A 14816-nucleotide genomic window follows, 5' to 3' on the forward strand; every position below is an offset into this window, starting at 1 on the left:
CTTGGGAGAATGCATGCGCTGTACTGAGCGATCAGAGGAGTCGAAGTGATCGACCGCGAACGCTACCCCGTGGACCCCTGGCGTCTGATCGAGTCCCGCTACGAGGAGGACGGCGTCTCCGAGACGGTGTTCTCGGTCGGCAACGGCTACCTCGGACTGCGCGGCAACCACATCGAGGGCCGAGGTGCGCACGAGCACGGCACGTTCATCAACGGCCTGCACGAGACCTGGCCGATCCGGCACGCCGAGCAGGCGTACGGCTTCGCCGAGGTGGGCCAGACGATCGTCAACGCTCCGGATGCCAAGGTGATGCGCGTCTACATCGATGACGAGCCGCTCTCCTTCGACGAGACCGAGATCCACGAGTACTCGCGCGTGCTCGACATGCGCACCGGAATCCTCTCGCGCACCGTGGTGTGGATGACGCCCTCAGGCAAGCGCGTGCGCATGCACGACGAGCGCATCGTCAGCTTCGACGAGCGCCACCTGGCCGTGCTGCGCCTGGAGCTGGTGGTGGAGAACGCCGACGCCCCCGTCACGATCAGCTGCCAGCTGCTGAACAGGCAGGACGGCGCCGGAATCTACGCGGGCGACCCGATGGCGGCGAAGTCGGAGGGGAAGGGCGCCTTCGATCCGCGCAAGGCGGAGCGGATCACCGCCCGCGTGCTGCAGCCGGTGGAGTACTGGCAGGACGGACTGCGCTCGGCGCTGTCCTATCAGGTGACCGACTCGGGCATGACCGTCGCGGTGGTCGCCGACCACGTGGTGGAGACCGAGAACGACTACAGCGCGCGCACGCTGATCGAGCCGGACATCGCCAAGAACGTGTTCCGCGTGCAGGCGAAGGCGGGCGTGCCGATCAGGATCAGCAAGATCGTCAGCTACCACAGCTCCCGCGGTGTGCCGCCGCGTGAGCTCGTCGACCGCTGCCGTCGCTCGCTGGACAGGGTCGGCGTGGAGGGCGTGGATGCCCTCTTCCGCGCGCAGCAGGAGTGGCTGAGCGAGTTCTGGGAGCGCTCCGACGTGCGCATCGCCGGCCAGGACGACCTGCAGCAGGCCACCCGCTGGTGCCTGTTCCAGCTCGCGCAGGCGGCGTCGCGTGCCGATGGTAACGGCGTGCCGGCCAAGGGGCTGACGGGGTCGGGCTACAGCGGCCACTACTTCTGGGACACCGAGATCTACGTGCTCCCGTTCCTCACCTACACGTCGCCGCAGTGGGCCAAGAACGCGCTGCGCGCGCGTGTGCTCATGCTCCCCGCCGCCCGACGCCGCGCCGCACAGCTGAACGAGGCCGGGGCGCTGTTCCCGTGGCGCACGATCAACGGCGAGGAGGCCTCCGCCTACTACGCGGCAGGCACCGCGCAGTACCACATCAACGCAGACGTCAGCTATGCGCTCGGCAAGTACGTGCGGGCCACGGGTGATGAGGAGTTCCTGCGCCGTGAGGCCGCCGACATCGCGGTGGAGACCGCGCGGCTGTGGGCGACGCTGGGCTTCTGGCGCGGCACCAACGGCGACTCGACCTTCCACATCCACGGGGTCACCGGACCCGACGAGTACACCACCGTGGTCAACGACAACCTGTTCACGAACGTGATGGCCCGGTACAACCTGCGCTTCGCGGCGCGGATCGTCGGCGAGATGGCGGAGCGCGACCCGGCGGCGTACGCGGCGCTCGTGGAGCGCACTGGTCTGGATGCGGGGGAGCGGGATGCCTGGGAGCGGGCGGCGGAGGCCATCCACATCCCGTTCAGCGAAGCGCTGGGCATCCATCCGCAGGACTCGCTGTTCCTGGAGCGCGAGGTGTGGGATCTGGAGGGCACTTCCCCGGATCAGCGGCCGCTGCTGCTGCACTACCACCCGCTGGTGATCTACCGGTTCCAGGTGCTCAAGCAGGCCGACGTGGTGCTGGCGCTGTTCCTGCAGGGCAATCACTTCAGCGCCGAGGAGAAGCTGGCCGACTTCGACTACTACGACCCGCTCACCACGGGCGACTCGACGCTGTCCGGGGTCGTGCAGTCGATCATGGCCGCCGAGGTCGGCTATCAGGAGCTGGCGCTGAAGTACTTCCGGGGCTCGCTGTTCGTCGACCTGGCCGATCTGCACCGCAACGCCTCGGACGGCGTGCACGTGGCATCGGCCGGGGGCGTGTGGACGATGCTGGTGTCCGGTTTCGGCGGCATGCGCGACCACGACGGGCTGCTCGACTTCGATCCGCGCCTGCCCGAGGAATGGCCCGAGCTGGCCTACCCCCTGCAGTGGCGCGGCACCGACCTGATGGTCACGCTCACCCGCGAGGCGCTGCGCGTCGAGGTGCGCGCCGGCGACCCGGTCGACTTCAGCGTGCGCGGGGTCTCGTACCGCACGGCGCTGGCGGAGCCCGCTGTCGTGGCGCTGGCCGACCAGGGGCCGGTGCGGCCGGGGCGTCCCACGCTGCAGCAGTTCGAGGATGCGCGTCGTGACGACGGAACGCTGATGTCGCCGAGCATCCCCGTCACCACCACGACGATCCCGATCCTCGGCGTCTACGAGGATTGAGCGGATGCTGGGGACGGGCGGAACCGATGTCGGCACCACGCCGTAGGCTGGACGGGTGACGACAGCCCTCTACCGCCGCTACCGGCCCGAGACCTTCGCGGAGATGATCGGCCAGTCCCAGGTGACGGATCCGCTCATGACCGCGCTGCGCGGCGACCGCGTGGGGCACGCCTATCTGTTCTCCGGGCCGCGCGGGTGCGGCAAGACCACGTCGGCGCGCATTCTCGCGCGCTGCCTGAACTGCGCGGAGGGCCCCACCGACACGCCCTGCGGCGTGTGCCCCAGCTGCGTCGAGCTGTCGCGCAGCGGCGGCGGGTCGCTGGATGTCGTCGAGATCGACGCGGCCAGCCACAACGGCGTCGACGACGCGCGCGACCTGCGCGAGAGGGCCACCTTCGCGCCCAGCCGCGATCGCTACAAGATCTTCATCCTCGATGAGGCGCACATGGTGACCCCGCAGGGCTTCAACGCTCTGCTGAAGCTGGTGGAGGAGCCGCCGGAGCACGTGAAGTTCATCTTCGCGACCACCGAGCCCGAGAAGGTGCTCGGCACGATCCGCTCCCGCACCCACCACTATCCCTTCCGGCTCGTGCCGCCCGCGGCGATGATCGAGTACGTCGAGAGGCTCTGCGCCGAAGAGGGCGTGCAGGTCGAGCAGGGTGTGCTGGGCCTGGTGGTCCGGGCCGGCGGCGGGTCTCCGCGCGACACGCTCTCGCTGCTGGACCAGCTGATCGCCGGGTCCGATGCCTCGGGTGAGGCCGGCGTGGTCGTCTCCTACGAGCGCGCGGTGGCGCTGCTCGGCTACACGCACGCGGCCCTGCTCGACGAGATCGCCGAGGCGCTCGCCGCGGGCGATGCGGCCTCGGCGTTCCCCGCCGTCGACAGGGTGGTGCAGACCGGACAGGATCCGCGCCGCTTCGTCGACGATCTGCTCGAGCGGCTGCGCGACCTGATCGTCATCGCCGCCGTCGGCGACGGCGCCTCAGCCGTGCTGCGCGGCCTGCCCGCCGACGAGCTGGATCGGATGCGGGCGCAGGCGGCCTCCTTCGGACCCGCGCGTCTGTCCCGCACGGCCGACCTCGTGAGCCAGGCGCTCGACGACATGACCGGCGCGACTTCGCCGCGCCTGCACCTCGAGCTCATGGTCGCCCGAGTGCTCGCCGGCGCTCCGGCCGCACCCCCGACGACTGAAGCCGGGTCCCTGAGCCCGTCGAAGGGCAGCGCCCCCGCCCCGGATGCCGGGTCCCTGAGCCCGTCGAAGGGCGCCGCGGCCCCGGACGCTGGGTCCCTGACCCCGTCGAAGGGCAGCGCCCCGGCGTCCGACACCTCGTCTGATTCGGATGCTGGGTCCCCGAGCCCGTCGCAGGACGCCCCGGCGCAGCCCGCGCCGACGGGTCCGGTCACCTTCGAGCGCGTCGTCGCGGCCTGGCCGGCGGTGCTCGCTCGCCTGGCGGAGGTCAGCCGTGCATCCTGGCTCGTCGCCACCGGCACGCAGCCACTCGCCTACGATGCCGACACCGGGGTGCTCACGCTCGGGTTCGCGAGCCCCGCCGATGTGCCGAAGTTCAAGGGCACCAAGCCGGGCCAGGGTCCCTCCGACCACCTGCGCGCATCGATCGAGCAGGAGCTCGGCGTCACGGTGAAGTACCTTCCCGCGCCGCTGCCGCCCTCCGACGGCGGCGGGTCCGCGCGGCCGGATTCCCCGACGCGTCCGCAGCCGCCCGCCTCCGATCGCGCCGGCGACGACGCACCGGCCTCGGGCTGGGCCAACCCGATGAGCAGTCCCGAGCCGGTCGGCGACCGCGAGCAGCACGGCGGGGCACAGGGCACGGCGCCCACGGCATCCGCAGCTTCGGCGCCCGCGGCTTCCGCTCCCGCATCTTCGTCCCGTCAGTCGGCCGCTGCCGTCACCGAGTGGGCCGTCGCGCCGATTCCCTCGTCGGCACCGGATGCCGCGCCCGATGGCGCCGCGTCCGCGCCGGTGGCCGCGTCCGTCGCCGCTCCCGCGCGGCAGCAGCAGTTCCCGGTGGACGAGGAGCCGGCCGAGGTCGAGGCATCGGCATCCGCTCCGCAGCCGCCCGTGGACGGCGCGATCGACGCGCCCCGGGACGGAGAGGCGTCGCCGTACGACGACGTGCCCCCGTACGATGACGAGCCGCCGTACGACCCCGAGTACGACCCGCCGCACCGGGACTCGCCGGCGCCGGCACCCGCTCCCGCCGCACCCGCACCACCTGCACCTGCTCCCGCGGCGCAGCAGGCGGCTCCGGCCGCTCCCCGAAGCGCCCCTGCGCCCGGCGGCGTGGAGCGACGGGGCGAGGCCGTGATCCGGCAGGTGCTCGGCGCGACGTTCCTGCGTGAGGAGCCCTACCAGCCCCCGACGAGGTTCAGCTGATGTACGACGGAATCGTTCAGGAGCTGATCGACGAGTTCGGCCGACTGCCCGGCATCGGGCCGAAATCGGCGCAGCGCATCGCCTTCCACATTCTGCAGACGCCCTCCTTCGACGTCGCACGCCTGTCGGAGCTGCTCACCGAGGTGCGCGCCCGCGTGCGGTTCTGCGAGGTGTGCGGCAACGTGTCCGAGCAGGATCGCTGCGCGATCTGCCGCGACCCGCGCCGCAGCCCCGAACTGATCTGCGTGGTCGAGGATGCCAAGGACGTGGCCGCCATCGAGCGCACCCGCGAGTTCCGCGGGCTGTACCACGTGCTCGGCGGCGCCATCAGCCCGATCGCGGGCGTCGGGCCCGACGATCTGCGCATCGCGCAGCTGATGGCTCGCCTCGCCGACGGCACGGTTCAGGAGGTCATCCTCGCCACGAACCCCAACCTGGAGGGCGAGGCCACGGCCAGTTATCTCAGCAGGCTGCTGACGAGCATGCAGATCGCGGTCTCGCGCCTGGCCTCCGGCCTGCCGGTCGGCGGCGACCTGGAGTACGCGGACGAGGTGACGCTGGGGCGGGCCTTCGAGGGTCGTCGCCGCCTGTGAACGCGCACGGCGGGTTCACCCGCAGAGGCTGGCTGCTGTTCGCCGTCATGGCGTTCGTGTGGGGCATCACCTACCTGTTCATCAAAGAGGCTGTCCAGACCTTCGGCCCTCCCGCCGTCGTCTCTGGCCGCACGCTGCTGGGCGGCCTGGTGCTGCTGCCGTTCGCGATCCGCAGCGGTGCGCTCAAGGCCGCCTGGCAGCACTGGCCCTGGGTGCTGCTGTTCGGGCTGGTGGAGATGGGCGGGCCGTTCCTGCTGCTCAGCCACGCCGAGACGCAGCTGCCCTCGGGACTGACCGGGCTGCTGGTCGCCACCGTGCCGCTGTTCGCCGTCATCATCGCACTGCTGCGCGGCGATCGTTCCGCGCTGGCGCCCGTGCGCCTGGGCGGCTTGATCGTCGGATTCGTGGGAGTGGCCATCGTGGTCGCCGGTCCCGGGCTGTTCCCGCGCGAGCCCGGCAGCGTCCTCGCGATCGGCGAGATCCTGCTGACCGCGGTGATGTACGCGATCGCGCCGTTCATCATCGCGCACAAGCTGGCCGACGTCCCCTCGATCGGCACCATCACACTGGCGCTGTTCGCGATCGGCCTGGCGTACGTCCCGGCCGCTCTGCTGACCCCGCACGAGCCGCCGACGCTGCGCTCGGCGGGATCGCTGGTGCTGCTCGGGGTGATCTGCACGGCGCTCGCGTTCGTCGCCTTCTTCGCGCTGATCCGCGAGGTCGGGCCGGTGCGGGCGCCGCTGTTCACCTACATCAACCCGATCGTCGCGATCGTGCTCGGCACCGTGCTGGTGGCGGAGCCGGTCACGCCCGGGCTGCTGATCGGGTTCCCGATCATCCTGCTCGGATGCTGGTTCGCCGCCACCGGCGGGCGGCTCAGGCCCCGGGCATCCGCATCCGCCCCTGTCCTGACTGACTAGCGGATTGCGGCCGGCGACCCGTCACATGCGGCGGGCGGCATGGAGGCGATCCGTACAATGATCCTGGGCGGTACCGCCCACCGTCCCCGGGAGTGATCGTGGCCCTGATCGTGCAGAAGTACGGCGGATCGTCCGTCGCCGACGCAGAGAGCATCAAGCGCGTCGCCAAGCGCATCGTCGACACGCGTCGCGCCGGGCACGACGTCGTGGTCGCGGTCAGCGCGATGGGCGACACCACCGACGAGCTGCTCGATCTCGCGCACGAGGTGGCACCCATCCCCGCACCGCGCGAACTGGACATGCTGCTCTCCAGCGGGGAGCGCATCTCGATGGCGCTGCTGGCGATGACCATCCACTCGATGGGCTTCGAGGCGCGCTCGTTCACCGGCAGCCAGGCCGGCATGATCACCGATTCGCACCACGGCAAGGCGCGCATCGTCGACGTCACCCCGATCCGGCTGCGTGAAGCGCTGGACGAGGGCGCCATCGTGATCGTCGCCGGCTTCCAGGGCTTCAACCGCGACACCCGCGACATCACCACGCTCGGCCGAGGCGGCTCCGACACCACCGCGGTCGCGCTGGCCGCGGCACTGAAAGCGGACGTGTGCGAGATCTACAGCGACGTCGACGGCATCTACACCGCCGACCCGCGCGTCATCCCCCTGGCGCGCAAGCTCGATCACGTCTCCAGCGAGGAGATGCTCGAGCTCGCCGCCAACGGGGCCAAGGTGCTCTACATCCGCGCGGTCGAGTACGCGCGCCGCCATCGCGTGCTCATCCACGCGCGGTCGACGTTCTCGTCGTCCGAGGGCACCTACGTTCTGGGCGAGGGCATGAAGAACCCCCGCGAAACCGAGGGAGCAGCCATGGAAGAACCCATCGTCGCGGGCGTCGCCACCGACCTCAGCCAGGCCAAGATCACCGTCGCGGGCGTGCCCGACGTGCCGGGCAAGGCGGCTGAGATCTTCAAGATCGTCTCGAAGTCGGGCGCCAACGTCGACATGATCGTGCAGAACGTGTCCGCGGCATCCACCGGCCGCACCGACATCTCCTTCACCCTCTCCAAGGCCGACGCGCCGGCCACGCTCAAGGCGCTCGCCGTCGAGCAGTCCGAGGTGGGGTTCGAGAACCTGCTGCACGACGACCAGATCGGCAAGCTCTCGGTCGTGGGCGCGGGCATGCGCACGCACTCGGGCGTCTCCGAGATCCTCTTCGACGCGCTCAGCAAGGGCGGCATCAACATCGAGATGATCTCCACCTCCGAGATCCGCATCTCGGTGGTGCTGCGCGGCGCCGACCTCGCCGAGGCCGCCCGCACCGTGCACAGCGCCTACGGCCTGGACAGCGAGATCGAGGCCGTCGTCCACGCCGGCACCGGCCGCTGAACGGCATCCGCTGCACCCTGAGGATCGCCGCACTCCCGCGTCACTGACCGCACAGATGTCAGCCCAGATCACGGATGTCGGACGAGAAGGCTCTTCTGAGCCGACATCCGTGCATTCCGCCGACACCTGTGCCCTCCGCCGTCGCGAGCGGACGCCGGATACGATCGTCGGATGACGACGGATGCCGGTCCCACGATCCGCCCGATCGAGTCCTCCGATCGCGGCGCGTGGGCCGCGCTGTTCCGCGGCTACCGGGACTTCTACGAGCTCGAGCACGACGACGCCGTCATCGACACGGTCTGGGGCTGGCTGCTCGATCCGGCCCACGAGCTGAACGGGCTGGTCGCCGTGCGCGACGGCATCCCGATCGCGCTCGCGCACTGGCGCCGGTTCTCCCGGCCCTCACGCGGCGCCACGGCGATCTTCCTCGACGACCTCTTCGTCTCGCCGCACACCCGCGGCGGGGGAGTCGGCCGCGCGCTGCTGACCCGGCTGCACGAGATCGCTCGCGACGAGGGCCTGATCGAGGTGCGCTGGATCACGTCGTACACCAACACCGACGCACAGCGCCTGTACGAGCGGGTCGCGCTCCGCGCCCCCTTCCACACGTACATCGACCAGGTCTGAGCGCAGCATCCCTCCGCAGAAGCCGCCGTCCGTCACGACCGATCCCGCCCGCGCCACGACCCGGTAGACTCGCGGCAACCCTGACATCGGCGCCGGGCGCAGCATCCTCACCCGGGGCTGAGCCTGGCGCATCGTCTCACGCCAAGGACAGCTCATGACCCGTATCTCCGACTCAGGATTCTCGATCGCCATCGTCGGCGCGACCGGACAGGTCGGCACCGTGATGCGCGAGATCCTCGCCGAGCGCGCGTTCCCGATCCGCGAGCTGCGGCTGTTCGCCTCCGCCCGCTCAGCGGGTCGGTCCGTCGATTTCGGGGGCACCGAGGTCGTCGTGGAGGACGTCGAGACGGCGGATGCCGCAGGCATCGACATCGCGCTCTTCTCGGCCGGCGCGACCGCCAGCCGCGCTTACGCGGAGAGGTTCGCCGCGGCCGGCGCCGTGGTGGTCGACAACTCCAGCGCGTGGCGGATGGATCCCGAGGTTCCGCTGGTGGTCAGCGAGGTGAACCCGGATGCCATGGACGAGCGTCCCAAGGGCATCATCGCCAACCCGAACTGCACCACGATGGCCGCGATGCCGGTGATGAAGGCGCTGCACGAGGCGGCGGGCCTGGAGCGTCTGATCGTGAGCACCTACCAGGCCGTCTCGGGTTCGGGTCTGGCCGGTGCGCAGGAGCTGCTCGGCCAGGTGGAGGGCGTGCTCGCGCAGGGTGACACGCTGCGGCTGGTGCACGACGGCTCGGCCGTCGACTTCCCGCAGCCGGAGAAGTACGTCGCCCCGATCGCGTTCGACGTCATCCCGCTGGCCGGCGCCATCGTCGACGACGGCGACAACGAGACCGACGAGGAGAAGAAGCTCCGCAACGAGAGCCGCAAGATCCTGGGTCTGCCGGACCTGCGCGTCGCCGGCACCTGCGTGCGCGTGCCCGTCTTCACCGGTCACTCGCTCTCGATCCACGCCGAGTTCACCGACGACATCACCCCTGAGCGGGCGTACGAGGTGCTCGCCGCGGCCCCCGGCGTCGTGGTCGACGAGGTGCCCACCCCGCTGCAGGCGGCGGGCAAGGACCCGAGCTTCGTCGGCCGCATCCGCGCCGACCAGTCCGCACCCGAGGGCAAGGGGCTGGTGCTGTTCATCAGCAACGACAACCTGCGCAAGGGCGCGGCGCTGAACGCCGTGCAGATCGCCGAGGAGCTCACGAGGCGCCTCGCTCCCGCGTCCGCCTGACCCCACTTCCCGTCTATGTGGCGCAAGCGGCCCCAGTTGATCCGGTTTCGGGGCGCAAAGCGCCACATAGACGGGCAGGTGGGGCGGAAAGCGGGACGGATGCCGGCGGCTAGACTTGTCGGGTGACTGAAACCGTCGATGTCGTTCTGATCGGTGGGGGCATCATGTCCGCCACTCTGGGTACCCTGCTGCGCGAACTGCAGCCGGACTGGAAGATCGTCGCCTACGAGCGACTGAGCGACGTCGCCGAGGAGAGCTCGAACGCGTTCAACAACGCCGGCACCGGTCACGCCGCCCTCTGCGAGCTGAACTACACGCCGGAGAAGCCCGACGGCAGCGTCGACGTGACCAAGGCCGTCTCGATCAACGAGCAGTTCCAGCTGAGCCGCCAGTTCTGGTCGACCCTGATCGACCGGGGCGTGCTCAGCGAGCCCGACACGTTCATCAACCCGACCCCGCACATGACCTTCGTGCGCGGTGAGAAGAACGTCTCGTTCCTGAAGACCCGGTATGAGGCGCTGTCGAAGCAGACGCTGTTCGCCGACATGGAGTACAGCGAGGACTCCCGCGTCATCAACCAGTGGGCGCCGCTGCTGATGGAGAAGCGCCTCGCCGCCGATGCGCCCTTCGCCGCCACACGCGTCAGCGGCGGCACCGACGTGGACTTCGGGTCGCTGACCCGCCAGCTGTTCGCTCATCTGACCGAGGCCGGCGTGCAGGTGCTGCCCAACCACGAGGTGCGCTCGCTCAAGCGGCAGAAGGACGGCACCTGGCTGGTCAAGAGCCGCCGCACCCTGGGACGCACACCGAATCAGATCAAGGCGCGCTTCGTGTTCGTCGGTGCAGGGGGCTGGGCGCTCAAGCTGCTGCAGAACAGCGGCATCCCCGAGATCAAGGGCTACGGATGCTTCCCGATCGGCGGCCAGTGGCTGATGACCACCAAGCCCGAGATCGTCGCCAAGCATCACGCCAAGGTGTACTCGAAGGCGACGGTGGGCGCCCCGCCGATGTCGGTTCCGCACCTGGACACCCGCGTCGTCGACGGTGAGACCTCCGTGCTGTTCGGACCGTTCGCCACCTTCAGCCCCAAGTTCCTGAAGAACGGCTCCAACTGGGACATCGTCACGCAGGTGCGTCCGTCGAACCTGTTCAGCATGCTGAAGGTCGCGGTCACCAACTTCGACCTGATCAAGTACCTGGTCAGCGAGCTGCTCAAGAACCACGGCCGCAAGGTGGACGACCTGCGCGAGCTGATGCCGGATGCCAGGGACGAGGACTGGGTGCTGCGGCAGGCCGGCCAGCGCGCCCAGGTGATGCACAACGGCAACCTGCAGTTCGGCACCGAGGTCATCACCTCGGCGGACGGGTCGATCTCGGGTCTGCTGGGCGCGTCGCCCGGAGCATCGACGGCCGTGCCGATCATGCTCGGGCTGCTCAAGCGCTGCTTCCCCGAGCAGTACGCCGGCTGGGAGCCCGCGCTGCGCGAGCTGATCCCGACCCTGGGGGAGACGCTGAACGACCGGCCCGAGCTGGCAGAGAAGACCTTCGCCGAGACCTCGGCGACGCTGTCGCTGCAGAACTGACGAGACCACCGTGGCGAAGTTGTACTTCCGCTACGGCGCGATGAACTCAGGCAAGTCGACCGCGCTGCTGCAGGCCGCCTACAACTACGAGGAGCGCGGGCAGCGGGTGCTGCTCGCCAAGCCCGCGATCGACACCAAGGGGGCCTCGCAGATCGCCAGTCGGCTGGGGATGACGCGCGAGGTCGACTTCCTCGTCGGGCCCGATGACGACGTGAGAGCGCTGTTCGAGGAGCATCGCGCGCGCGTGCGCGCCGAGATGCAGGAGGAGCTGCTCCCCGCCGAGCCGGTCGATGTGGCCTGCCTGCTGATCGACGAGGCGCAGTTCCTGACCGCAGCGCAGATCGACGATCTGTTCCGCATCGCGGTGCTCGACGGCATCCCGGTGCTCGCCTACGGCATCCGCAACGACTTCCGCACCCAGGCGTTCCCGGGCTCGGCGCGGCTGCTGGCGGTGGCGCACACGCTGGAGGAGCTGAAGACGATCTGCCGCTGCGGTCGCAAGGCCGTGTTCAACGGCCGCAAGATCGACGACCGGTTCGTGTTCGACGGCGACCAGGTCGCGATCGACGGCGCCTCGGTGACGTACGAGTCGCTGTGCGGCGACTGCTACCTGCGCGAGTCCGGCGGCGTGCTCGGCTGAAAATCGTCGCCGGGTGCCAATCCCTGGGTCGCTGAGCCTGTCGAAGCGTCGCCGGCCTGCTTGCGTGGTCAGACCACACGGAGTAGCCTGTGGTCAGACCACAGGAGGATGGATGCCGGAAGTCACAGCCGCGCGCGCGTGGCGCACCGTGCTCGAGAGCATCGAGCGCGATCTGGTCGAGGGACGTCTCGGTCCCGGCGACCGGCTGCCCTCCGAGCGGGATCTCTCCGCCGACCTGGGGGTCGGCCGCTCGAGCGTGCGCGAGGCGCTGCGTGTGCTCGAGGTGATGGGCCTGATCCGCACCGCGACCGGCTCAGGCCCGCAGGCGGGCGCGATCGTCATCGCCGCACCGTCCGGCGGCATGTCCACGCTGCTGCGGCTCCAGGTGGCCGCGCAGGGCTTCCCGCTCGCGGACGTCGTGCAGACCCGGCTCGTGCTGGAGGACGCCGTGGCCGCGCGCCTGGCATCCGATCCGCAGCGCGACCTCTCCGGCATCCGCGGCATCCTGACCGCGATGGATGCCGAGGGCCTCACCGCGCCCGAGTTCCTGGCGCTGGATGCCGAGCTGCACTACGCCCTGGCCGAGGCATCCGGGAACACCGTCATCGCCGCGATGATGGCGGGCCTGCGCACCGCGATCGAGTCCTACGTGCGGGAGGGGTCCGCGCGCATCGAGGACTGGGAGGCCATGGCATCCCGGCTGCGCGCCGAGCACCACGGCATCGTCGACGCCATCGAGGCGGGCCGCGCAGACACGTCGCGCGCCCTGGTGCGCGACCACATCACCGGCTACTACACCGCCGCCGGGCTCGTGCCCGGCGACCACTGACACCCGCCTTCCGAAGGAGAACACCATGGTCCAGCGACAGCTGCCCAACCCCGCCGAGCTGCTCGAGCTGATGAAGTTCAAGAAGCCCGAGCTCAACGGCCGCAAGCGCCGCCTCGACGCCGCGCTCACGATCTACGACCTGCGCACGATCGCCAAGCGCCGCACGCCGAAGGCCGCCTTCGACTACACCGACGGCGCGGCCGAGGGCGAGCTGTCGCTGGCGCGCGCACGGCAGGCGTTCGAGGACGTGGAGTTCCACCCCGGCATCCTCAAGCCCGCCCCCACCGTCGACACGAGCGTCGAGATCCTCGGCGGGCCGTCGGCGCTGCCGTTCGGCATCGCACCCACCGGCTTCACCCGGCTGATGCAGACCGAGGGCGAGGTCGCGGGAGCCGGTGCGGCCGCGGCGGCCGGCATCCCGTTCACCCTCTCCACTCTCGGCACCACCTCGATCGAGGGTGTGAAGCAGGCCAACCCGCACGGGCGCAACTGGTTCCAGCTGTATGTCATGCGCGACCGTGAGATCTCCTACGAGCTCACCCGGCGGGCCGCCGCCGCCGGCTTCGACACGCTGCACTTCACCGTGGACACGCCGGTGGCGGGCGCCCGCCTGCGCGACAAGCGCAACGGCTTCAGCATCCCGCCGCAGCTGACCCTCGGCACGATCATCAACGCGATCCCGCGGCCGTGGTGGTGGTACGACTTCCTCACCACGCCCAAGCTCGAGTTCGCGTCGCTGAGCACCACCGGTGGCACTGTCGGCGAGCTGCTGGACGCCGCCATGGACCCCACGATCAGCTACGACGACCTCGCGGTCATCCGCGACCTGTGGCCCGGGAAGATCGTCATCAAGGGCGTGCAGAACGTCGAGGACTCGGTGCGGCTGAGGGATGCCGGTGTCGACGGCATCGTGCTCTCCAACCACGGCGGGCGGCAGCTCGACCGCGCGCCGATCCCCTTCCGCCTGCTGCCGCACGTGCGCAAGGCCGTGGGCGACGACTTCACGGTGATGGTGGACACCGGCATCATGAACGGGGCCGACATCGTGGCATCCGTCGCACTTGGCGCCGACTTCACGCTGATCGGCCGCGCCTACCTGTACGGCCTGATGGCCGGCGGGCGCGAGGGCGTCGACCGCACGATCGCGATCCTGCGCACCGAGATCGAGCGCACCATGCGCCTGCTCGGCGTCTCGTCTCTGGCCGAGCTCGAGCCGTCGCACGTCACGCAGCTCGCGCGCCTGATGCCGGTCGCGACGGATGCTGCGGAGTCGGTCGTCCGCTGAGGCGGTGTCTCGCCGGGCTCAGCCGGCGACGGCCTCGGGGAGGCGCGCGATGAGCTCGTCGAGTCTGTCGGCGGTGTCCTCCCACCCGTCGACGGCGATGGAGGGCACGCCGATGGCGAGGACCGGGTAGTCGTTGCCGCCTTCGTCGAGGCGGTCGCCGTAGAAGAGCATGTCCGGCAGAGGGATGCCGGTGAGCTCGGCGAGCCGGCGCATGCCGTAGGCCTTGTCGATGCCGGCGCGGGTGATGTCGATGCTCGTGGAGCCGCCGGAGCGGACCTCGAGGCCGGGCAGGCGCGGGGCGACGGCGTCGCGGAGCGCGGCGCGCTTGGTGCCGTCGGGGTCCCAGGCGTGCTTGGCGTCGCGCGGAGCCTGCTGACCCAGCGCCGAGAACGTGATCTGCGAGCCGCGGTCCTCGAGGATCTCGCCCCAGGGCTGCGGCTCCCACAGGTTCAGGCGTTCGGCCTCCTCGCGCAGGGCGGTGAGCGCGTCGGTCTTCTCCCGGTCGGTGAGGTCGTGGGCGTAGACGGCGGTGAAGTCGGTGCCGTCGTGGCGCAGGTAGCGGGTGCCGCAGGTGGGCAGCAGGTGCAGCCGGGTCAGGTCGGATGCCGTGGCATCGTTCAGCTGGGCGATCACCTGGCGGCGGAACTGGTCCTCGTTGCCGCCGGAGATGATCGCCACCTCCACCCGCTGCAGCAGTGCGCGCAGCAGATCGGCGATGCGGACGTCGATCCTGCCCTTCGACGGGGCGAGCGTGTCATCGAGGTCGAAGGCGACGAGACGGGGCGTGGTCATA

At 70.2% G+C, this 14816-nt stretch carries 12 protein-coding genes; 11 read left to right on the forward strand and 1 reads right to left on the reverse strand.

The genetic code is table 11. The annotated features are described in order from the left end of the window. Positions 1-45: 45 nt before the first annotated feature. The 11 genes from Q9R19_RS12515 to Q9R19_RS12565 all read left to right on the forward strand — a co-directional run bounded on the left by Q9R19_RS12515 (position 46) and on the right by Q9R19_RS12565 (position 14023). A complete protein-coding gene (locus Q9R19_RS12515) occupies positions 46-2538 on the forward strand; it encodes a glycosyl hydrolase family 65 protein (RefSeq protein ID WP_311256726.1) in 2493 nt (830 codons plus the stop codon). 55 nt (positions 2539-2593) lie between these two features. After that, positions 2594-4933: a DNA polymerase III subunit gamma and tau gene (locus tag Q9R19_RS12520; RefSeq protein WP_311256727.1), complete on the forward strand. Its 2340-nt coding sequence runs from the start codon at positions 2594-2596 to the stop codon at positions 4931-4933. Next, complete coding sequence (gene recR / locus Q9R19_RS12525) at positions 4933-5526, forward strand: recombination mediator RecR (RefSeq protein WP_311256728.1); 594 nt, start codon at positions 4933-4935, stop codon at positions 5524-5526. The genes Q9R19_RS12520 and recR overlap by 1 nt, the downstream gene beginning before the upstream one ends. Then, entirely contained in the window at positions 5523-6446 is a 924-nt protein-coding gene (locus Q9R19_RS12530; protein WP_311256729.1) for an EamA family transporter, read from the forward strand. Before recR ends, Q9R19_RS12530 begins: the two co-directional genes overlap by 4 nt. A 98-nt stretch (positions 6447-6544) precedes the next feature. Then, positions 6545-7831 (forward strand): aspartate kinase, encoded by a 1287-nt coding sequence (locus tag Q9R19_RS12535; RefSeq protein ID WP_311256730.1) that lies wholly within the window; start codon positions 6545-6547, stop codon positions 7829-7831. A 171-nt stretch (positions 7832-8002) separates the two neighbouring features. Further along, positions 8003-8458, forward strand: a complete 456-nt coding sequence (locus tag Q9R19_RS12540) for a GNAT family N-acetyltransferase (protein WP_311256731.1) — start codon at positions 8003-8005, stop codon at positions 8456-8458. 154 nt (positions 8459-8612) lie between these two features. Continuing rightward, a complete protein-coding gene (locus Q9R19_RS12545; protein WP_311256732.1) occupies positions 8613-9686 on the forward strand; it encodes an aspartate-semialdehyde dehydrogenase in 1074 nt (357 codons plus the stop codon). Between the two features lie 122 nt (positions 9687-9808). Continuing rightward, positions 9809-11269 carry a malate dehydrogenase (quinone) gene (gene mqo / locus Q9R19_RS12550; RefSeq protein ID WP_311256733.1) on the forward strand — a complete coding sequence of 487 codons (1461 nt, stop codon included), beginning with the start codon at positions 9809-9811 and terminating at the stop codon, positions 11267-11269. A 10-nt stretch (positions 11270-11279) separates the two neighbouring features. Beyond that, complete coding sequence (locus tag Q9R19_RS12555) at positions 11280-11909, forward strand: thymidine kinase (protein WP_311256734.1); 630 nt, start codon at positions 11280-11282, stop codon at positions 11907-11909. Positions 11910-12021: 112 nt separating this feature from the next. Further along, the gene (locus Q9R19_RS12560) at positions 12022-12738 is read left to right on the forward strand and encodes an FCD domain-containing protein (protein WP_311256735.1); all 717 of its coding nucleotides are present in this window, start codon (positions 12022-12024) and stop codon (positions 12736-12738) included. A 25-nt stretch (positions 12739-12763) separates the two neighbouring features. Further along, positions 12764-14023 (forward strand): alpha-hydroxy acid oxidase, encoded by a 1260-nt coding sequence (locus tag Q9R19_RS12565; RefSeq protein WP_311256736.1) that lies wholly within the window; start codon positions 12764-12766, stop codon positions 14021-14023. An 18-nt stretch (positions 14024-14041) separates the two neighbouring features. Here the strand turns inward: Q9R19_RS12565 and Q9R19_RS12570 are convergent, their stop codons facing one another. Further along, positions 14042-14815, reverse strand: a complete 774-nt coding sequence (locus Q9R19_RS12570) for an HAD-IIB family hydrolase (protein ID WP_311256737.1) — start codon at positions 14813-14815, stop codon at positions 14042-14044. Position 14816: the final 1 nt, after the last annotated feature.

It is taken from the genome of Microbacterium sp. ARD32 (genome assembly GCF_031844385.1).
In the GTDB taxonomy this organism is placed as follows: domain Bacteria; phylum Actinomycetota; class Actinomycetes; order Actinomycetales; family Microbacteriaceae; genus Microbacterium.